The sequence below is a fragment of the Dolichospermum compactum NIES-806 genome (assembly GCF_002368115.1).
Taxonomy (GTDB): Bacteria; Cyanobacteriota; Cyanobacteriia; order Cyanobacteriales; family Nostocaceae; genus Dolichospermum; species Dolichospermum compactum.
Genome location: NZ_AP018316.1, coordinates 1,351,088 through 1,370,350 on the forward strand (window position 1 = coordinate 1,351,088; position 19,263 = coordinate 1,370,350).

16 protein-coding genes and 2 pseudogenes are annotated in these 19,263 nt (G+C 37.6%); 10 read left to right on the forward strand and 8 right to left on the reverse strand.

Features of this window, described 5'->3' with window-relative positions; genetic code table 11:
- Positions 1-190: 190 nt before the first annotated feature.
- From CA730_RS06670 to CA730_RS06690, 5 genes are all read right to left on the reverse strand, one after another.
- Positions 191-460: a hypothetical protein gene (locus tag CA730_RS06670; protein ID WP_096665423.1), complete on the reverse strand. Its 270-nt coding sequence runs from the start codon at positions 458-460 to the stop codon at positions 191-193.
- Positions 461-613: 153 nt separating this feature from the next.
- Positions 614-796, reverse strand: coding sequence for a hypothetical protein (locus tag CA730_RS06675; protein WP_096665426.1), 183 nt, complete (start codon positions 794-796; stop codon positions 614-616).
- A 157-nt stretch (positions 797-953) separates the two neighbouring features.
- Positions 954-1,595: a type I restriction endonuclease gene (locus tag CA730_RS06680; RefSeq protein WP_096665429.1), complete on the reverse strand. Its 642-nt coding sequence runs from the start codon at positions 1,593-1,595 to the stop codon at positions 954-956.
- 60 nt (positions 1,596-1,655) lie between these two features.
- The gene (locus CA730_RS06685) at positions 1,656-2,228 is read right to left on the reverse strand and encodes a Uma2 family endonuclease (RefSeq protein ID WP_096665432.1); all 573 of its coding nucleotides are present in this window, start codon (positions 2,226-2,228) and stop codon (positions 1,656-1,658) included.
- Positions 2,229-2,321: 93 nt separating this feature from the next.
- A complete protein-coding gene (locus CA730_RS06690; protein WP_096665435.1) occupies positions 2,322-3,500 on the reverse strand; it encodes an RNA-guided endonuclease InsQ/TnpB family protein in 1,179 nt (392 codons plus the stop codon).
- Positions 3,501-3,667: 167 nt separating this feature from the next.
- Between CA730_RS06690 and thiL the strand changes: the two genes are divergently transcribed.
- Positions 3,668-4,735 carry a thiamine-phosphate kinase gene (gene thiL, locus CA730_RS06695; RefSeq protein WP_096665439.1) on the forward strand — a complete coding sequence of 356 codons (1,068 nt, stop codon included), beginning with the start codon at positions 3,668-3,670 and terminating at the stop codon, positions 4,733-4,735.
- A 46-nt stretch (positions 4,736-4,781) separates the two neighbouring features.
- On the opposite strand, the gene CA730_RS06700 is transcribed toward thiL, so the two are convergent.
- On the reverse strand, positions 4,782-5,795 hold the full coding sequence (locus CA730_RS06700) for a type I glyceraldehyde-3-phosphate dehydrogenase (protein ID WP_096665442.1): 1,014 nt from the start codon (positions 5,793-5,795) through the stop codon (positions 4,782-4,784).
- A 585-nt stretch (positions 5,796-6,380) separates the two neighbouring features.
- Between CA730_RS06700 and murC the strand changes: the two genes are divergently transcribed.
- From murC to CA730_RS06745, 9 genes and pseudogenes are all read left to right on the forward strand, one after another.
- A complete protein-coding gene (gene murC, locus CA730_RS06705) occupies positions 6,381-7,841 on the forward strand; it encodes a UDP-N-acetylmuramate--L-alanine ligase (RefSeq protein ID WP_096665445.1) in 1,461 nt (486 codons plus the stop codon).
- A 174-nt stretch (positions 7,842-8,015) separates the two neighbouring features.
- Positions 8,016-9,014 (forward strand): UDP-N-acetylmuramate dehydrogenase, encoded by a 999-nt coding sequence (murB, locus tag CA730_RS06710; RefSeq protein ID WP_096665448.1) that lies wholly within the window; start codon positions 8,016-8,018, stop codon positions 9,012-9,014.
- A gap of 138 nt (positions 9,015-9,152) precedes the next feature.
- On the forward strand, positions 9,153-9,500 hold the full coding sequence (locus tag CA730_RS06715) for a YbaB/EbfC family nucleoid-associated protein (protein ID WP_096665451.1): 348 nt from the start codon (positions 9,153-9,155) through the stop codon (positions 9,498-9,500).
- A gap of 247 nt (positions 9,501-9,747) precedes the next feature.
- On the forward strand, positions 9,748-10,221 hold the full coding sequence (locus CA730_RS06720; protein ID WP_096665455.1) for a low molecular weight protein-tyrosine-phosphatase: 474 nt from the start codon (positions 9,748-9,750) through the stop codon (positions 10,219-10,221).
- Between the two features lie 93 nt (positions 10,222-10,314).
- Entirely contained in the window at positions 10,315-10,890 is a 576-nt protein-coding gene (locus CA730_RS06725; protein ID WP_096665458.1) for a Uma2 family endonuclease, read from the forward strand.
- A gap of 68 nt (positions 10,891-10,958) precedes the next feature.
- Positions 10,959-12,230, forward strand: coding sequence for an AAA family ATPase (locus CA730_RS06730; protein ID WP_096665461.1), 1,272 nt, complete (start codon positions 10,959-10,961; stop codon positions 12,228-12,230).
- Between the two features lie 5 nt (positions 12,231-12,235).
- Positions 12,236-12,826, forward strand: coding sequence for a hypothetical protein (locus CA730_RS06735; RefSeq protein ID WP_096665464.1), 591 nt, complete (start codon positions 12,236-12,238; stop codon positions 12,824-12,826).
- A 77-nt stretch (positions 12,827-12,903) separates the two neighbouring features.
- Positions 12,904-13,221: pseudogene (locus tag CA730_RS06740) on the forward strand (Uma2 family endonuclease); the annotation flags it as partial.
- Positions 13,222-13,292: 71 nt separating this feature from the next.
- Positions 13,293-16,649, forward strand: a complete 3,357-nt coding sequence (locus CA730_RS06745; protein WP_096665468.1) for an Eco57I restriction-modification methylase domain-containing protein — start codon at positions 13,293-13,295, stop codon at positions 16,647-16,649.
- A gap of 381 nt (positions 16,650-17,030) precedes the next feature.
- Here the strand turns inward: CA730_RS06745 and dnaG are convergent, their stop codons facing one another.
- Both dnaG and CA730_RS26570 read right to left on the reverse strand, forming a co-directional pair.
- Complete coding sequence (dnaG, locus tag CA730_RS06750) at positions 17,031-18,941, reverse strand: DNA primase (protein ID WP_096665471.1); 1,911 nt, start codon at positions 18,939-18,941, stop codon at positions 17,031-17,033.
- A gap of 171 nt (positions 18,942-19,112) precedes the next feature.
- Positions 19,113-19,214, reverse strand: a pseudogene (locus CA730_RS26570) (protoglobin domain-containing protein); the annotation flags it as partial.
- Positions 19,215-19,263: the final 49 nt, after the last annotated feature.

Genomic DNA, 19,263 nt, shown 5'->3' on the forward strand with positions numbered 1-19,263 from the left:
GACAAAACCCATCTTCATGGGTTTCAAACCCTTAATTTTTAGTTAGTCCACGCAGGTGGACTTCGTTTGTGTAGTAGCGATTTCTAATCGCCGATAGCGTAGCGTGGCGTTAGCCATAAACTTTTAAAATATCCTCTAAAAGCGACTCTAACCTTTTCCGCTTGCGGTTAGTAGTAATAACGTCTTTCAATTAATTCTTGAGTCTATCCATTATTTTCCTTAATTTAACTAGAACGTTGTTTTCTAAACTTGTAGACCAACGATATTTATAGCTTTCATGCTGGTATATACTAACCTTTTCCTTGAGGTTTTCTATATATTCAATTAGTTCCGCCAAATCTTTTTGAGTTTTAACGCCCCTAACAATACCAGCAGTCTTTAGGTAATAACTCCCTATTACCTCTGCTTCTTCTTCTGAAGCATGATGATCTTTACGGTAATGGCGGATTTTACCATTCATTTCTTCAAAATAAGAGGCTAGACTTCTGACAAGAGCAAAATCTAGTTCATCTAGTTTTTTAGGTTCATAATTAATTTTTTCTTAAACTGATTTAGGAGGAGTGTCTGGTTCAGAAATAAAAGCGGAGGTTTGGATTGGATCAGAATTTTGAGATTAAGCATTACTAAAGATATACTCTAGAGTTTTTACACAATCCAGGAAAGATGATATATTGCGGGCAATTACCTGTTTCGTCTGAGTATTGATGATCGCATATCCAGAACCTTCATTAACTACAGCATATTGCCCCTGTACTGTTACATAGGCGTTTGTGTCTATTCTTTTGATGTCACTCATTTGGGAAACTAAAAAAATAACTATCTGTAGTATCCCCTAATTTCGACAAAAACTTGCATAACCAACCACTATAGGGGTTATCGCGCTTGATACAATACAATCCAGGGCGGGGTTTCCCCGCCCCTACAGACTTGACGATTTGCTGACTGTATCTCACTCAAGTGCATACCGCTATAGCTTCTCCTAATCGTTTTAAAATTTGCAACACTTCAGCTAATTCATGTCGTCGGGGAAATAGGGAAAATGTGCGTGATACGTCGTATTCAGGTTTGTCTGTGATAGCTAGTTTTATAAATATAAATTCATCGCCATTTGTAGCCATACCAAATACTGATTTATCCCGGTGGGGAGTAGTTAACATATAGGCTAATAACTGCGGTATTGCTGCGACAACTGAAATGCTATTTCGTTTAGATTCAACCACAAAAATCCAAAGTTCTCCCTGTACAACTAGGACATCAATAAAACCGCGAATTGTTTCTTCTGGTTCTTCAATTTCTAAAGTTATGCCATAGGGTGAACGAATTCGGTAAGGTGAATCTAGAAAACCTGCAAGTTCCAAAAGTGGTGAAACGACTAAAAGATTAATTGTCCCTTCTAATAATAGACTATCAACACGATGATAATCATAACGCTGTTTAATGCGAGTAACACCTGATTGTTCTTGTGGTTTGAGTTGGGGTAAATCTATCAACCATTCATTAAAAAAGTTTTCATCTTCTGCTTGGTGTAAGTTACAACGAGCTTGTAAATCACTCAAGCTTTTAATAGTGTCTGTAATGCCAACGGTAGAAACCATTTCTGCTACCTTTAAAAATATCTCAGATTTGTAGGGTAGCTAACCCACTATTTACACTGACTATCCCAAATTACCTGCATTGAATACCTGCTCAACTGTAATATTCAATTCGGAAAAAGTCCGCGATATAATTTTTTGATTAGCAGTAAATACCGTATCTTCATATAATCCTTCTTCCAGAAATAACACAGAAATCTTATTCTCTAAAGGATCGACAATCCAATATTCAGGAACTCCTAAAGCTGCATATTCCGACCGTTTATAACGATAATCTCTTTTTACCGATTCTGGACTAACCACTTCGATAATCAATAATGGTGGTGATTGAAATACAGCAGAAGTATTTTGTAATTCCTTTGCATCTTCTAGGGTGACTACACACAAATCACTCAACCGCGATTTGTTTCTACTTGTTCTCACCCCAGTTTCCCGAAAACACAGCCAATGTAGAGTTAAACGCTTTATTTCCGCTGTTAATGTTGTATCAAGAAAATTGACAATCAAGAAATGTTCAATTTTTGGTGGGTTCATAATTTCTAACTGTCCATCAACCAGTTCATACTTCAAACCAAATCCATCATCATAGTTTAAGTATTCCTCAAAGGAGAGGTTTTTTACTAATGTTGTTACCATATCAATATTGTCCTAGATGATACTTTTATTTTAGTCTGTAAATTGACACTCTCAGGTCTAAAGACACTGAGATTCTTTAATCAACGATATGACTTACTCAGGCAGGATTTCTCCAGTCTGAATAGAGGTCTTATCTCCTAAAGCGTTGCTTGCGTCTAGCGCAAAAGTTCCGGTATGTCCTACCGTACTCAATCCTCGACTCAGGATATTTCTAGCCGCATTTTCATCTCTATCCATCACACAACCGCATTTACAAGTATGCGTTCTAGTGGACAGAGATTTTTTGACAATTTCACCACAGCTAGAGCATTCTTGGCTCGTGTATTGCGGGTTAACCGCTACTCTTACCCTCTTGAATACGAGTCCAAAATATTCAAGCCAGACACGAAACTGATACCAAGATGCGTCGTTAATAGACTTAGCTAGACAATGATTTTTCACCAGATTTTTAATTCTCAAATCTTCGTAGGATATCAAGTCGTTAGACTGAACTACGCACCGTGCTAATTTCACAGCATGGTCTTTACGTTTCCTACTTATTTTGAGGTGGCGTTTTCCTAAAATCTGTCTAGCTTTGCCCCTATTCTTTGAACCTTTGATTTTTCTAGAAACACGACGTTGCGAACGTTTAAGAACTTTTTCCCCAATACGCAGAAATTTAGGATTCTCAATCATTACACCATTGGAGTCGGTGTAGTATTCTTTTAGTCCTACATCTAATCCAATTGTATTTCCTGATGGTTCTACATTTTCTCGACGGTTCACATCAATACAAAATTGACAATAATAACCATCAGCCCGTTTTACCAATCTTACCCGTTTTATTTGGTTGATTTGGTAGAAATGAAGGTCACGAGTTCCCTTGATTTTTAATCTACCAATACCCTTTTTGTCGGTAAATGTGATGGATTTACGATTATCAGCAAGCCGCCATCCTGATGTTTTATATTCAACAGAACGACAATCTTTTTGAAATTGAGGATATCCCTTTAAACCAGGAATATTCTTCTTGCAATTATCGTAAAACCGAGAGATAGAAGACCATGCCCGTTCAGCACTAGCTTGTCGCGCCATTGAATTGAGTTCATTAGCAAACGGTAAATTAGCTGCTAGTACAGCACAATATTTTTGCAAGTCATTTTTGCCTGTATCTTTAACATCCATCCATAGCCGAATACAGCTATTACGAACGAATTGGGCAGTACGAATTGCATCATCTATTGCTGTTAACTGAACTGATTTTCCGTAAACTTTAAACTCAAAAATTAGCATTATTCCCACTTCCAATCTTATACTACTATTTGTGGCGTAAGATTGTCAAGATATTTAGCAGTACAAGATTAAAGGCGGTTAAAACCGCCCGTGTCGCTTATATCTCTTTCTCTGAAGCCACTGAGCTTTACGCTTACCAGATACTTCTGTAATCAGTAAATGTTATTATGAATAATAATTTATCTTCCCTGCGAGTTCGAGATATTGGTGAACAAGGTCTTTTAGAAAGATTACAACGCTTTTGTCCACCCGATATCATTGGTGATGATGCCGCAGTATTGGAAACTTTACCAAATCAATCTTTAATTGTCACCACAGATATGCTGATTGACGGCGTGCATTTTAGCGATGTTACCACCTCTCCAGAGGATGCAGGTTGGCGGGCTGCGGCGGCTAATTTGTCCGATTTAGCAGCAATGGGGGCGACTCCAGTGGGAATAACTGTGGGACTAGGTTTACCAGCAGATGTAACTGTAAGTTGGGTAGAGAGACTATATCAGGGCATGACAGAATGCTTATCAAAATATCATGTTCCCATAGTAGGTGGTGATATAGTGCGATCGCCCATTACCACTTTAGCAATTACCGCCTTTGGTCAAGCCAACCCCAATTTCATCATCCGTCGTTCCACTGCCCAAGTAGGAGATGCTATTGTCATCACAGGTATACATGGAGCGTCCCGTGCAGGCTTAGAATTACTCTTAAATCCAGAAATAGGTCAAAACCTCAAAACTGAAGCCAAGGCAGCCTTAATCACCGCTCATCAACGCCCCAACCCCCGTTTAGATGTCTTACCTATTTTGTGGAAAATTGTAGAATCCCAATCCAAAATCCAAAATCTAAAATCTAAAATTACCGTTGCTGGCATGGATAGCAGCGACGGTTTAGCAGATGCAATATTACAAATTTGCCGAGCCAGTCAAGTTGGTGCAGTTATAGAATTTAGTAAAATCCCCTTATCATCAGCCTTTAAAAACTGGCTAACACCAGAAAAATCATTAGAATATGCCCTCTACGGTGGCGAAGATTTTGAATTAGTCCTGTGTTTACCACCAGAAACAGCATTAGCATTAGTACAAAATCTAGGAACAGGTGCAGCCATCATTGGCACAATTACCCCAGGCTCAAACGTGATTTTACACCACGAAAAAGCAGAAATCCCCGACCAGGTTTTAAGCCTCAGCCAGGGATTTCAACATTTTGCTCAGGCGGGGTTTCCCCGCCCATTCCATTAGTCAGTGGTCTTCAAACAAAGAACGACTGACCACTGACAAAGGACAATTACGCCCATTTTGCAGCTACTAATTCCGCCAAATCAAGAACACGTTGGCTATAACCCCACTCATTGTCATACCATGCCATAACTTTCACCATGTCATTGCCCATAACAAGAGTCAAGCTGGCATCAACAACAGAAGATTCATCTGTACCTTGATAGTCAGAAGATACAAGTTCCAATTCAGTGTAACCCAAAATGCCTTTAAGAGAACCTTGAGAAGCCTCTTTCAGTGCTTGATTAACTTCTTCGGCAATAGTGCGCTTTTCAGTTTGCACTACAAAGTCCACCATGGAAACGTTAGGGGTTGGTACGCGCAAAGCGACACCATTTAACTTACCCTTCAACTGAGGAAGTACCAAAGCTACTGCTTTTGCCGCACCTGTAGAAGTGGGAACAATGTTGATAGCTGCTGCTCTAGCCCGACGCAAATCACGGTGGGAAGCGTCCAATAAACGCTGATCACCTGTGTAGCTGTGGGTAGTTGTCATGATACCTTTAATGATACCAAATTTTTCATCTAATACCTTGGCAATGGGAGCTAAACAGTTGGTTGTACAACTAGCATTACTGATGATGTTATGTTTGTTGTGGTCATAATCATGATGATTTACACCAACGACAAAAGTACCATCTTCATTTTTACCGGGGGCTGTAATCAGAACCTTTTTAGCTCCGGCATTTACGTGCCTCATTGCTCCTTCTTTGCTGGTAAAAACGCCTGTTGATTCGATAATCAGGTCAATTCCCCATTCTTTCCAGGGCAAGTTGTCTGGGTTGCGATCAGATACGCATTTAATTGTATTACCATTAATTGTGATGGAGTTATCATCAGCACTAATATCTACACCTTTTAACTTGCCCAGCATGGAGTCATATCTAAGCAGGTGAGCATTAGTTCTAGGGTCGGATGTGTCATTAATCCCAACCAGTTGAATATTGCTATTTTCTCTCCCCACCCAGCAGCGTGCAAAGTTACGTCCAATGCGCCCGAAACCGTTAATTGCAACTCTAATCACAGTGTCTTGCCCTCTGTATTTATGCCTATAAGTTGATATCGTTGACCCCAATCATATCGCAAAGGGGGCGGCTATTTATAACCAGAAAGTTTTAGATCAACAAAAAAATCCAGATTTTATTTATAAACTATGAGAGTCGAGGGGGCAGAGGGCAGGGAAAACTTCTTAACAACTGACAACTGACCACTGACTAATGACGATTTTTATAAATTGCACAATAATTTCACTACCGATGTACTATTGTAGTCAATTCCGACAGAGGCTTTTGGTAAGTGATGCAAGTTGCTATATCTTAGTCTATGCTACTTAGTTCTAAAACAATCACAACAAAATGTATTTAAATTTACACAATTTTCTTTCCCGATGTAGCAGAAATTTTCAGAATAATCTTATGGGCAGATTAAAAACAGCAAGAATTTTCGACCGGGGGGTAATCTGGCTCACAGAGCAAAACGAAAGTCAAAATTTAATCATTCAGCAGGGATGAATATTTTGGATGGCATAGTTAGGATATGTAACAATCAAAATCCTGTTATGATACGCGTGTCTTATGTGGTTCTGGTGTGGTGTAAGAGGTAAATAAAAATGAGTAATTCTATAGATTTTAGTGGCAGACCATTTCATTTCATTGGGATTGGTGGGATTGGAATGTCTGCTTTGGCTTATGTTCTAACTAAACGCCAATTGCCAGTATCCGGTTCAGATTTACGTGCTAACCATATTACGCACAAGTTAGAATCCCTGGGCGCTCACATTTTCAGTAAACAAGAAGCCAACAATTTGGAATTTTTTCTGCCCGAAGTAGCGGCTAATACCGTACCATTAACTTCTCCTGAAAACTTTTCTGCTGTGAAAACCACTTTACCCCAAGTGATTTGTTCTACAGCCATTAATGCTAGTAATTTGGAATATAAAGCGGCTCTAGAATTAGGTTGCCCCATTTGGCATCGTTCTGATGTTCTCGCGGCTTTGATTGCTGATTACTACAGTATCGCTGTAGCAGGAACTCATGGCAAGACGACTACTAGTAGTATGATTGGTTATATGCTATTGCAAGCTGGGCTTGATCCGACAATTTTGGTCGGTGGTGAAGTTAAGGCTTGGGAAGGTAATGCTAGAATGGGTGCAAGCCGTTATTTAGTAGCAGAGGCAGATGAGTCCGATGGTTCTCTGGTAAAACACGCTCCAGAGATTGGTATTATTACTAATATTGAATTAGATCATCCTGACCACTATGAGACATTGGAAGAGGTGGTTGATACCTTCCAAACCTTTGCTCAAGGTTGCAAAACTTTGGTGGGTAGCATTGATTGTGAGACAGTGCGTGATAGGTTTAAACCAACCATTACCTATAGTCTTTACCCAGATAAAGGTGCTGATTACACCGTTACCAATATAGATTATCGTGCTGATGGCACAACAGCTTTGGTATGGGAAAAGGGTAAAGCTTTGGGTTTATTAAATTTACAGCTATTGAGTCATCATAACCTCAGCAATTCTCTAGCAGCAGTAGCTGTGGGTAGAGTTTTGGGATTAGAATTTGGAGAAATTGCCCAAGGTATTGCTACATTTGAAGGTGCAAGACGACGGTTTGAGTTCCGAGGTGAAGCGGCTGGGGTGACTTTTATTGATGATTATGCTCATCATCCTAGTGAAATTCGTGCTACTTTAGCCGCTGCTCGTCTGCAAGCTAGACCGGGACAAAGGGTAGTTGCTATCTTCCAACCCCATCGTTATACGCGGACATTAACGTTTTTAGAAGAGTTTGCTGAGTCCTTTACTCATGCTGATTTGGTTGTGCTGACGGATATTTATAGTGCGGGTGAACCGGATTTAGGACAAGTGAGTGGACAGGATTTAGCTACTGCGATTAGTAAACACAATCCTGAAGTGGTTTATCAACAAACTTTATCTTTGGTTAGTGAGTTTTTACTGCAAACCTTATGTCCGGGGGATTTGGCGCTGTTTTTAGGTGCGGGTAACTTAAATCAGGCTATTCCCGAACTGATTACCATGATGAGTGAACCAGCGATCGCCACTTCTTAGGCTAAGAACTGCACTTCAGTAGTATTTTCATCAATTCGCTGCCATCTGGCAAGATTCACCAAGTCAGGAGTAAAACCCTTTTTGAGGCTGAGTTTCACAGTTAATTGATGTCTTCACTACTTTGTCCGTTGCTATAAATAACAAATGTCAAAAATTCACTAAATTGAAGTAAAGATGATAACTTCCCAGGGATTTGGCAAAATCTGCGAATTTTCTAATTTCACTCCACAACTGCAAACAGAAAATGATGTGGATAATAGTAAATTAATTTACTTACCAGGGACGAATTGTCCTTTAAAAACCCATACTTCTTTGTCAGCGTTTACTTCTTATCGAGTTGGTGGAGAAGCTGAACACTATGTTTCTCCCTATGATCTAGAAGCGTTACAAGTAAGTATTGAGTACGCAAAAGAAAATAATTTAGCAATCACAGTATTGGGCGCTGGTTCTAATTTGTTGGTGAGCGATCGCGGCATACCCGGTTTAGTCATTGCCACTCGGCATCTCCGGTCTAAAAACTTTAACCCAGCTACAGGTCAATTAACTGTATCCGCCGGCGAACCCATCCCTACTCTAGCATGGGACGCAGCCGCTTTAGGATGGGAAGGATTAGAATGGGCTGTGGGTATTCCTGGAACTGTAGGCGGTGCAGTGGTAATGAATGCTGGAGCGCATAGTAGCTGTATCGCAGATATGTTAGTTAGCGCTCAAGTTCTTTCCCCCGATGGAACTTTGGTAACTCTCACCCCAGAGGAATTAGGCTATACATACCGCAGTTCACAGCTACAAGGTGGTAAGCGAATTGTCACTCAAGCCACCTTCCAACTGCAACCAGGAGCAGATCCTGTGCAAGTGACAGCTAGAACTAAGGAACATAAAAAACACCGACTTAGCACCCAACCTTACAGCTATCCTAGTTGTGGCAGTGTATTTAGAAATCCTAAACCCTATACGGCTGGTTGGTTAATTGAACAAACCGGACTCAAGGGTTATCAATTAGGAGGAGCGCAAGTTGCCCAACTTCATGCTAATTTTATCGTCAATCGGGGAGGAGCTAAAGCCAGTGATATTTTCTCCCTCATTCGTCATGTTCAAAATGAGGTGCAAGAACGCTGGTCAATTTGGCTAGAACCAGAAGTGAAAATGTTGGGTGAGTTTCAAGCAGGTTGCTAAATAAAGGCAAGAGGCAAGAGGCAAGAGGCAAGAGTAATTAAATTACCAATTACCAATTACCAATCACCCATCACCAATGACTCATCGCATCTATAATTGAATTTGATTTCTAAACAACCGTACAGCGGATAACCAGTTATGGCAGAAAAAGGACAGGGATTTGGCTTTGGCTTAGGCAAAATGAAAGAACTAGCCGAAGCATTTAAAAAAGCGCAACAAGTTCAAGAAGGTGCAAAGCGTCTTCAAGAAGAATTGGAGCAAATGGAGATTCTCGGAGAATCTGGTGGTGGACTTGTTAAAGTTATTGTCAGTGGCAACCAAGAACCCAAACGAGTAGAAATTGCTCCATCTGCTTTAGCAGAAGGTCCAGAAGTGCTTTCTGATTTAGTCGCAGCGGCAATGAAAGATGCCTATAAAAAGTCCACCGAAACCATGCGAGAACGGATGGAAGACCTAACCAGTGGACTGGAATTACCTGGAATGTAGTCACTCAATTTTGGATTTACGATTTTGGATTTTGGATTGACTCCAACCTAAAGTGTAGAAGCTCGAAAATTTTGGATTTGGAATTGACGTTAGCGAAGCGTACGCAGCGCAGCGAGTATTTTTCCGTTCTCAAGGATGGGGACTCGTACCAAATTTTTTTATCTAAAATCTAAAATCTAAAATTCCCGGTCAGTGGTCAGTAGTGTAAAATAACTGGCAACTGACACAAAACTTAAATCAAAATATTATGCCTTATAAGTTACTGTTTGTCTGCCTTGGGAATATTTGCCGATCGCCATCGGCAGAAAATATTATGAATCATCTGATTGACCAAGCCAGTTTAAATAATACAATTCTTTGCGATTCTGCCGGTACTGCTGGTTATCACATTGGTGCAGCGCCGGATAGACGCATGAGCGCCGCAGCAGAGAATAAGTTAGGATTTAAACTCATTGGCCAAGCTCGGCAATTTCAAATCCGTGACTTTCAAGAGTTTGATTTGATTTTGGCAATGGATCGTAATAATTATGATGATATCCTCGCTGTTGACCGTTCTGGGCAATATCATTCCAAAGTTAGGTTGATGTGCGATTTTTGCTCTACACACACCCTTAAGGAAGTTCCAGACCCCTATTATGGCGGAGTTGAAGGATTTAATCAGGTGATTGATTTACTAATGGATGCCTGTGAAGGGTTGCTAAAACATATCACCCAGAAGTAATCATAAATATTATCATTCTCAGATCCCCGACTTCTTTGAGAAGTCGGGGATCTAATATATTTAAACTATATCTAGTCAACCTCAAAAGCCGCTATGCAAAGTACAGAAACAAATCTACAATTGCGCTTGTGGACTGTGGAAGAATATCACCGCATGAATGAAGCGGGTATTTTTGCACCAGATGAACGGGTGGAACTATTAGAGGGGAGGATTATTTGGATGATTGCAAAAGGAACAGCGCACCGTTCAGCAGTGGGAAGAATAGATAGATTACTACAAGATTGTTTAAAAAATCGGGCTTTAATATGTGTTCAAGACCCAGTAAAATTGAATGATAGGTCTGAACCACAACTGGATATTTCCGTTGTAAAAATTGATCCTTTGGACTATGCAGATCATCATCCTACACCATCGGAAGTTTATTTAATTATTGAAGTTGCAGATAGTAGTTTAAAATTAGATTATGAAACTAAAGCTCAAGCTTATTCTTTGGCAGGAATTCAAGATTATTGGGTTTTGGATGTGGTAAAACGTGAGTTACACATTTTCAGGAAACCGACTCAAACCGGTTATGAAATTCAAGTAATTATTGGCGAAGATGCGACGGTTTCACCTTTAGAGTTTACTGACTTGCAAATTCGTTTATCTGATATGTTACCACCTTGTTAAACTGTGGTTATTGGTGAGGTTTAAAATTTAGTTTAAAGTAAATAAAAATACAGTGGAGAAGTAGTTAAATGCTAAAAGAACTTCATTTAAGGTCTGTAGGATCATCTCCTCAATTTGATGTTGAATTTGCTGATAGAGTCAACATTTTTACTGGGGATAATGGATTAGGTAAAAGCTTTTTACTAGATGTTGCTTGGTGGGTACTTACTGGAAACTGGGTAGAACAACCCGCTTATCCGCAAAGAAATACAAGTCAATTACCCACAATTATATCCAAACTTAACATACAAAATAGCGGCTTACTTTTTTCTGAAATAGATGTTCAGAGTCAATTTGATTTTTCCGAGCAGAAATGGCAGAATAAATCGCATTTAGGTGATTTTTTAAAGATTTTAAAAAGAGTAGTTATTTTTGTTCGTGTTGATGGAAGTTTTTCTGTCTTTGATCCTGCTCGTAACCATAAAAATGCCTATAATTTTACCCCTGATACACTTTGGAATGGGTTAAAATTAAAAGGAAAAGTTATTTCTAACGGTCTTATTCAAGATTGGGTAACATGGCAAAATCAACCCCAAAAAACGCCATTTCAATTTTTATCAGATGTTATTAAAAAACTTGCACCTCATCCTGATGAATGGATAGAAATAGGAGAACCCACGCGAGTATCTGTGGATGATGTGCGTGATATTCCGACAATTAATCTTCCTTATGGTAATATTCCCATTACCCAAGCATCAGCAGGAATGAAGAGGATTCTGGGACTTGCTTATTTATTAGTATGGACTTGGTATGAACACGAAAAAGCTTGTGAACTAACGCAGCAAGAACCAATGAATCAAATAGTTTTATTAATAGATGAAATTGAGTCTCATCTCCATCCTCGCTGGCAAAGAGCGATTTTACCGTCTATTTTATCAGTAGTCAATCAGTTAAAATCAGATATCACAATACAAGCTTTAGTTACTACTCATTCTCCCCTTGTTTTAGCTTCGTTAGAACCAATATTTGATGAAGAACAAGATAAATTATTTCTATTTGAACTACAAGGAAAAGAGGTTGAACTAAATGAAATGTTCTGGACTAAACAGGGAGATACTGTAGGATGGTTAACTTCAGAAATATTTGGACTAAAACAAGCACGTTCTCAAGAATCAGAAACCGCTATTGAAGCAGCAGAAGCGTGGATGCGTAATGATGATATGAATACTTTTCCTGAACATTTGAGAACACAATCAGAAATTCATCAGGAATTGCAAAGACTTTTACCGGGACATGATCCATTTTGGCCACGTTGGATAGTTACAGCAGAAAGAAGAAATCAAAAATCATCAGACTCATAGTAAATATGTTAAAGTTTAATCCTCCAGCAGAACCAGAAAATTTTGATGCAAAAGTACGACAACCAGGTAATAATTGGTTAGAAAAAAATCCAGATAAAAAAAGACCAAAAGATTATTGGTCAAATTTTAAAAGTGATTTAGCTGATGGCTTTGGTAATCTTTGTGGTTATACTGTTATGTATGAACCTGTGGGGAATGTAGAGCATTTTCTCTCGTTTAAAAATCATCCTCATTTAGCTTATGAATGGAGTAATTACCGTTTTGCTTCTGGTTGGATTAATAGTAGTAAAGGTACTCTTGATAACCAGATTCTTGACCCATTTGAAGTTGAAGATGATTGGTTTGAAATTTTGTTACCTTCCCTACAATTAGTAATAACTGATGCAGTACCAGAAGAAAAACGCCAAAAGGCTGAACTTACTTTAAAAAAATTACCTTTACAGGATGATGAAAGAGTTCTTCGTCAGCGTCGAGTATGGTATGAGTTATATATTGATGGTGATATTACCCTAACAGGATTAGAAAACAAAGCTCCTTTGATTGCTCGTGCAATTAGAAAACAACAAGCTAATTCTCCCTTAGAGGATGTGGATTGAAAAGTCGCTGATAGTGTAAAAAAAACTCTCTCGATATTAAGCTGTGAATTGATACCTGTGGCAAATTTCATTCAAAGTCCGTTGTGAAAATTGATCCTTTGGACTATGCAGATCATCATCCTACACCATCGGAAGTTTATTTAATTATTGAAGTTGCAGATAGTAGTTTAAAATTATATTGTGAAACTAAAGCCAAAGCTTATTCTTTGGCAGGAATTCAATATTATTGGGTGTTAGATGTGGTGAAACGTGAATTACACATTTTTAGAAAACCGACTGAAAACGGTTATTATAAAAGTGAGCTAATTATTGGCGAAGATGGGACTGTTTCACCTTTAGAGTTTCCTGATTTGCAAATTCGTTTATCTGATATGTTACCTCCTTGTGAAAAGTGATTATCCAGATCCCCGACTTCTCAAAGAAGTCAGGGATCTAATTAATTTACATACATTGAGAAATTATAGTTATGAGTCAACAAGTTTCTAAAGCTTTATTTCAGAAAAAGGCGTTAAAAAATGCTTTGGGTAATTTTAAATTTCCTTCAGATTTAGAAGCACGGCACAAAATTATTAAAAAATGGGTTGAGGCTTTAAATTCAGGTACTCTTAACCAAGTAAAGGAGATTTCTTTGCATGGTGATTTTCTCAAAGATATATTTCAAGATGTTTTGGGTTATTGTTCGATTATTGCAGGTGGTGGTAAAGTTTGGGAAATTCACGCTGAACAAACAATTGCTGATGGTGGTGGTTCTGCTGACGCAGCTTTAGGATTTTTTACCGCGACCGAAAATAACAAAGGTAAGGTAAAATTACAGGGTAAAGTTGTTGCACCAATTGAGTTAAAAGGGACAAAAGATGATTTAGATAGACCCGAACCAGGCAGAAAAGAATCCGCAGTTGATCAGGGTTGGCGTTATGCTAACTATACTCCTGATTGTCATTGGATTATTATTTCTAATTATCGAGAATTACGATTATATCATACTAATAAAACTCCGGCTTATTATGAACAATTCCTATTAACTGATTTAGCAGATTTAGAGGAATTTAAAAGATTTTATTTTCTGCTTTGTCGGCCAAGTTTTTTACCAGTTAAAGATATATCTACTATTGATAGGTTATTAGCGACTTCTGAGGAAGCACAAGAAGAGGTTACTAAACGGCTTTATGAAGAATATAAACAAGTTAGATTAAATATAGTTAGAGATTTTCGTTTTCGCTTTGCTAGTAAGTTGGATATTCCTAATTTTGACCAAGTATTAATTGAAAAAGCACAAAAGACATTAGACAGAATTTTATTTATTGCTTTTTGTGAGGATAGAGGACTATTACCAGAAAAAACAATTAGCAAAGCTCATGATAGCAAAGATGCTTATAATCCTCGACCAATTTGGGACAATTATCAAGCAGTTTTTCGTTGGGTTGACCAAGGTAATGAAGATCCCCCAATTCCCGGTTACAATGGTGGATTATTCCAATATGATCAAATTTTAGATGCACAATTAAATATTCCCGACTCTTTATGTAGTAAACTTAAACAACTGACGCGTTTTGATTTTGATTCGGAAGTTTCTGTAGATATTCTAGGACGAATTTTTGAACAGTCAATTACAGATTTAGAAGAATTAAAAGCGGATGTTGCTAAACAGGAATTTGATAAAAAACAAGGTAAGCGGAAAAAGTTAGGCGTATTTTACACTCCTGCTTATATTACTCAATATATTGTTGAAGTTGCAATTGGCGGATATTTACAAAAGCGAGAAAATGAATTAAGAGAAAAGTTTAAATTAGAGGAATCCGCAGATACAGCAGAAAATCAAAAACGGGAAATTGAATTTTGGGAAAGTTACCGAGATGAAGTATTAGTAAAAACGCGAGTTATTGACCCTGCTTGTGGTTCGGGTGCGTTTTTAATTGCGGCTTTTGATTATTTTGCAAGTCAGTATCAACGAGTTAATGATAATTTGCGGTTTTTGAAACATCAAACTATAGAAAATATTGAATTAGATAAAACTATTCTCATAAATAATCTGTTTGGCGTTGATTTATCTCCTGAATCTGTAGAAATTACTAAGTTATCTTTGTGGTTAAAAACTGCAACTCAAGGAAAAACTTTAACTTATTTGGATGATAATGTTAAAATCGGTAATTCCATAGTTGCTGATTCACAATTTACAGATTTACCTTTTATTTGGGAAAGTGAGTTTTCTCAAGTGTTTAGTGAAGGTGGTTTTGATGTGGTAATTGGAAATCCTCCTTATATTCGTCAGGAGTTATTATCACCATTTAAACCTTATTTACAGGAAAATTATCAAACTTATGATGGAGTTGCAGATATTTATATTTATTTCTATGAGAAGGGTTTAAATCTTCTCAAACCAGAAGGAATTCTTTCTTATATTGTCACTAATAAATGGTTACGTTCTGGTTATGGTGAACCTTTGCGACGGTTCTTTTCTCAGTCAAGTGTGTTTGAACAAATTATTGATTTTGGACACGCACCAATTTTTGAAGACGCGGATACGTTTCCCTGTATTATCGCAGCAAGGAAAATCACCCCACCCCAACCCTCGAATATCAAAAGTTTATCCTCATCTTCCCCCCGTAGCGGGGGGACTGAGGGGGGTGCGAGGAGGGAGAAGGAGGAGGAAGTTTTAGTTTGTTCTGTTCCTCGTGAGGAGTTGAAAAATATTAACCTCATTCAATATGTGCAGAATCAAGAAAACAGTTACACTATTCCTTGGTCGCGGTTTACTGCTAATGCTTGGAGTTTAGAACCTCCTGCGGTTGATGATTTAATGCGGAAAATTCAACGGGTAGGAGTTCCATTAAAGGAGTTTGCTGGAGTTAAACCGATATGTGGAATAAAAACAGGTTTTAATGAGGCTTTTTTCATAGATGATGCTACTAAGAATAAATTAGTTCAAGCTGACCCAAAATGTGCGGAAATTATTAAACCATTATTGAGAGGTCAAGATATTAAAAGATGGATTCCTGAATGGGATAAACTTTGGATCATTTTTGCTCACAAAGATATAGATATAGAACAATATCCTGTTATTAAACAACATTTAGAAATTTATAGAAATAAGTTAGAAGCTAGAGCCGGTAAACAGTTATGGTGGCAATGGCAAGCATCACCATCATTTTATTATCTTTTTGAACAACCTAAACTTATTTATCAGGAAATACAATTTCATCCAGCTTATAGCTATGATACAGAAGGTTATTTTACAAATAATAAAGGCTTTATATTACCAAAGGCTGATCTATATATTCTTGGAGTTTTAAATTCTCCTCTTATTTGGTGGCATAATTGGCGATATTTACCACACATGAAAGATGAGGCTTTAACACCTGTTGGTCAGTTAATGGAAACCTTACCCATTGCACAACCTACAGAAGAAATCCGCGCAGAAGTAGAAACAATTGTCACTCGTTTAATTGAAATTACCAAACTCAACGGACAAGTTTATAAAGATGTTCTCGACTGGTTGCAAATAGAATACAAAATTGAAAAACTGGGAAATAAACTAGAAGATTTTGCTGCTTTGGAATTTACCGATTTTGTAGAGGAAGTTAGAAAAAGAATGCCAAAATCAAAAACTACTAAAAAATCTTCAGATCCTTTAAGTATCCCAGCATTTACAGCTTTACGTAAAGCACATAATGATTATGTTCCCGAAATTAAAAGTCGGAAAAATGAAGCTTTAAAATTAGAACATCGTCTTTCTGATTTGGTTAATCAAGCTTATCAACTCACACCAGCAGAAATTGATTTAATGTGGAAAACAGCACCACCAAGAATGCCGATTTCTAGATAATATGTCTGAATCAGGATATCCAGGATTTTAAGATTTTCAGGATTAAGAGATTAAATATTTGTCTGAATCAGGATTTTCAGGATTTTTAGGATTAAGAAATTAATATTTTTAATAACACCGAAATTATGTTAACATTCTAATTTTGAAAATGATAATAAACTGATTCAGACAATTATTTAAATGATCAAATCCTCTAAGTCATTATGAAAACAAAAATCCTGTAAATCCTGAAATCCTGTAAATCCTGATTCAGACAATTATTTAAATGATAAAATCCGCTAAATCATTATGAAAACAAAAATCCTGTAAATCCTGAAATCCTGAGTATCCTGATTCAGACAATCATGAAAATTTTGGGTTTCCTTGCGTCAACCCAACCTACTAAATTAAATCGGTAATAGAAAATTGTCGCTGTTTCTCGAGGTCGTGTAAATGGATTTTTTCTATATATATGGCTTCAGCATAATATTTATCTTTTTCTGGTTCGGTTTCAGGATCTATTTTTTCCCATTGTTCCATAAAATAACGATAGCGTTTTTCTCTAAATACCCTTTCCATACAAGCTAGTGCTGCTTGGATAACGTGAGGAGTTCGCAATATTTCTGTTTTATTTTTTTCATTGAGATGAAATATATGAGAAACTATGTCTAATTCTTCCCCTAATTCTAAATATCTATTTTGCACACTAGAAATTAAATCAACTTCATCAACTGTGAATTCTGCCATTTGTTGCCACAAAAAGCGATGATGAGAAAGACTAAATTCTAAATTGCGGGTTTCTAAATCTTCAATAATTATTTGCCGCTGCTGGGGAGAATGAAGATAAATGATTAATAATAATGCTTCGGCTCGTTCTAGTAAACTGCGTTCTGTGTGGACTAAAGATAGCTTTGGAGTTTTAGTCGGCGGTTTACTTGTGCGCGGAATTGAGGGTTTTATACTACCGGGTTTAATTTGAGTTAAGAGATTTTCAACTCTTAAAGGTATCAGTCTAGTATCTCCTAAACTCAGGATTTCTGCACAGGAGGAAACATAATAATTAAGTGTATCACTATTAACGATATTTTGCAATAGTTTAACAATTTGTTGGGTGACTTGTTGAAAGTCAGTAGCTTGTTTTAAATCTCGATTTTTAATAATATTTTGAATTTGCCAATCTAGCCAAAGTGGGGCATTTGTTAATAGTTGTTGATAATCGGCTGAGGTATGACTATGTAGATATTCATCAGCATCTTTACCATTAGGTAAATTGAGAATTTTTAATTGGACTTCCCCTGCATAAGCTAAATTAGCAATTTCCCCAATTGCTCTTTCTGTGGCGGTTGTTCCGGCTTTATCTGCATCGAAATTGAGGATTAATTGTTTAGATTCAGTATAACGTAATAGTAGCCGAACTTGTTCTATACTTAAAGCTGTACCCAGGGAAGCAACAGCGTTATTAATGCCGGCTGCATGGAGAGCGATCGCATCAAAATACCCCTCTACAACTACCGCTTGATCAACTTTAGAAATACCGTCTTTGGCTTCATCTAAAGCGAATAATGTTTTCCCTTTACTAAATAATTCTGTTTCTGGAGAATTGAGATATTTCGGTTGTTCATCTGTTAAAGTTCTGCCACCAAAAGCAATAACTCTGCCCTGAATATCACGAATGGGAATCATTAGGCGATCGCGGAATACATCATAATATCCGCCCCCTTCTTTCCGGGGTTTAATTAATCCCGCTTGTTCTACCAATTGCACCGGATAATGTTTACTTTCCACCAAATAACGGTAAAGAGTTTCCCAACCCGCAGGAGCATAACCTAAACCAAATTGTTGAATTGTTCCTTGTTGAAATTGACGAGTTTTTTCTAAATATTCTAATGCTTTTTGTCCTTGAGATTGCCTTAAAGTGTGTTGATAAAATTGGGCAGCGGAAGCGAGAACAGTATATAATTGATCACGTAAAGATATCTGCCGTTGTAATTCTTGTCTTTGTTCAGGTTCTAAAGTTTTAACTGGGACTTGATAACGTTTTGCTAAATCTAGTACCACATCTGCAAATTGCCGCTTTCCCAAGTCCATGACAAACTTAATAGCATTACCGGCAGCTTGACAGCCAAAACAATAATACATTTGCTTATTAGGACTGACAGTAAAACTAGGGCTTTTTTCATCATGAAAAGGACATAAACCGACAAAATCTTTACCCCGTTTCCGCAAGACTACATACTCCGAGACTACATCAACAATATCAGCCCGGAGTTTAACTTCTTCGATAGTATCTGGATGTAAACGAGGAATTTGCATGAGGAGTCAACAGTGAGAACTGACATCCATTATATAGCAGGAGTCAGGAGTCACCGATTAACTAGGTGTTTAGCAGTGCTAAACCCATTCCCTATTCCCTATTCCCTATTCCCTATGACATTACATATCAGATGCACCAGTAGCAATCAAACGTCTGAATAAAGCTGCTGATCAACCAGTTTCTTTAAGTACCGCAGCAGAAGAAACTTCTACATAAGCTTGTTAAATAAAAGCTAAATCAATCATGCAAACTTTAGCCAAGGCATCTTTTAATTCATCTGATTTGCCATCAGCTTTGAGTTTTTTACCGACTTTATCAACC

Excerpts from the sequence above, each read along its gene's own strand:
- CA730_RS06690 (WP_096665435.1), bottom strand. The coding sequence starts at position 3,500 with ATGCTAATTTTTGAGTTTAAAGTTTACGGAAAATCAGTTCAGTTAACA.
- CA730_RS06745 (WP_096665468.1), top strand. The coding sequence starts at position 13,293 with ATGAGTCAACAAGTTTCTAAAGCTTTATTTCAGAAAAAGGCGTTAAAA.
- CA730_RS06715 (WP_096665451.1), top strand. The coding sequence starts at position 9,153 with ATGGCAGAAAAAGGACAGGGATTTGGCTTTGGCTTAGGCAAAATGAAA.
- CA730_RS06735 (WP_096665464.1), top strand. The coding sequence starts at position 12,236 with ATGTTAAAGTTTAATCCTCCAGCAGAACCAGAAAATTTTGATGCAAAA.
- CA730_RS06680 (WP_096665429.1), bottom strand. The coding sequence starts at position 1,595 with ATGGTTTCTACCGTTGGCATTACAGACACTATTAAAAGCTTGAGTGAT.
- CA730_RS06670 (WP_096665423.1), bottom strand. The coding sequence starts at position 460 with ATGAATGGTAAAATCCGCCATTACCGTAAAGATCATCATGCTTCAGAA.
- CA730_RS06725 (WP_096665458.1), top strand. The coding sequence starts at position 10,315 with ATGCAAAGTACAGAAACAAATCTACAATTGCGCTTGTGGACTGTGGAA.
- CA730_RS06685 (WP_096665432.1), bottom strand. The coding sequence starts at position 2,228 with ATGGTAACAACATTAGTAAAAAACCTCTCCTTTGAGGAATACTTAAAC.
- CA730_RS06720 (WP_096665455.1), top strand. The coding sequence starts at position 9,748 with ATGCCTTATAAGTTACTGTTTGTCTGCCTTGGGAATATTTGCCGATCG.
- murB (WP_096665448.1), top strand. The coding sequence starts at position 8,016 with ATGATAACTTCCCAGGGATTTGGCAAAATCTGCGAATTTTCTAATTTC.
- CA730_RS06730 (WP_096665461.1), top strand. The coding sequence starts at position 10,959 with ATGCTAAAAGAACTTCATTTAAGGTCTGTAGGATCATCTCCTCAATTT.
- CA730_RS06675 (WP_096665426.1), bottom strand. The coding sequence starts at position 796 with ATGAGTGACATCAAAAGAATAGACACAAACGCCTATGTAACAGTACAG.
- dnaG (WP_096665471.1), bottom strand. The coding sequence starts at position 18,941 with ATGCAAATTCCTCGTTTACATCCAGATACTATCGAAGAAGTTAAACTC.
- thiL (WP_096665439.1), top strand. The coding sequence starts at position 3,668 with ATGAATAATAATTTATCTTCCCTGCGAGTTCGAGATATTGGTGAACAA.
- murC (WP_096665445.1), top strand. The coding sequence starts at position 6,381 with ATGAGTAATTCTATAGATTTTAGTGGCAGACCATTTCATTTCATTGGG.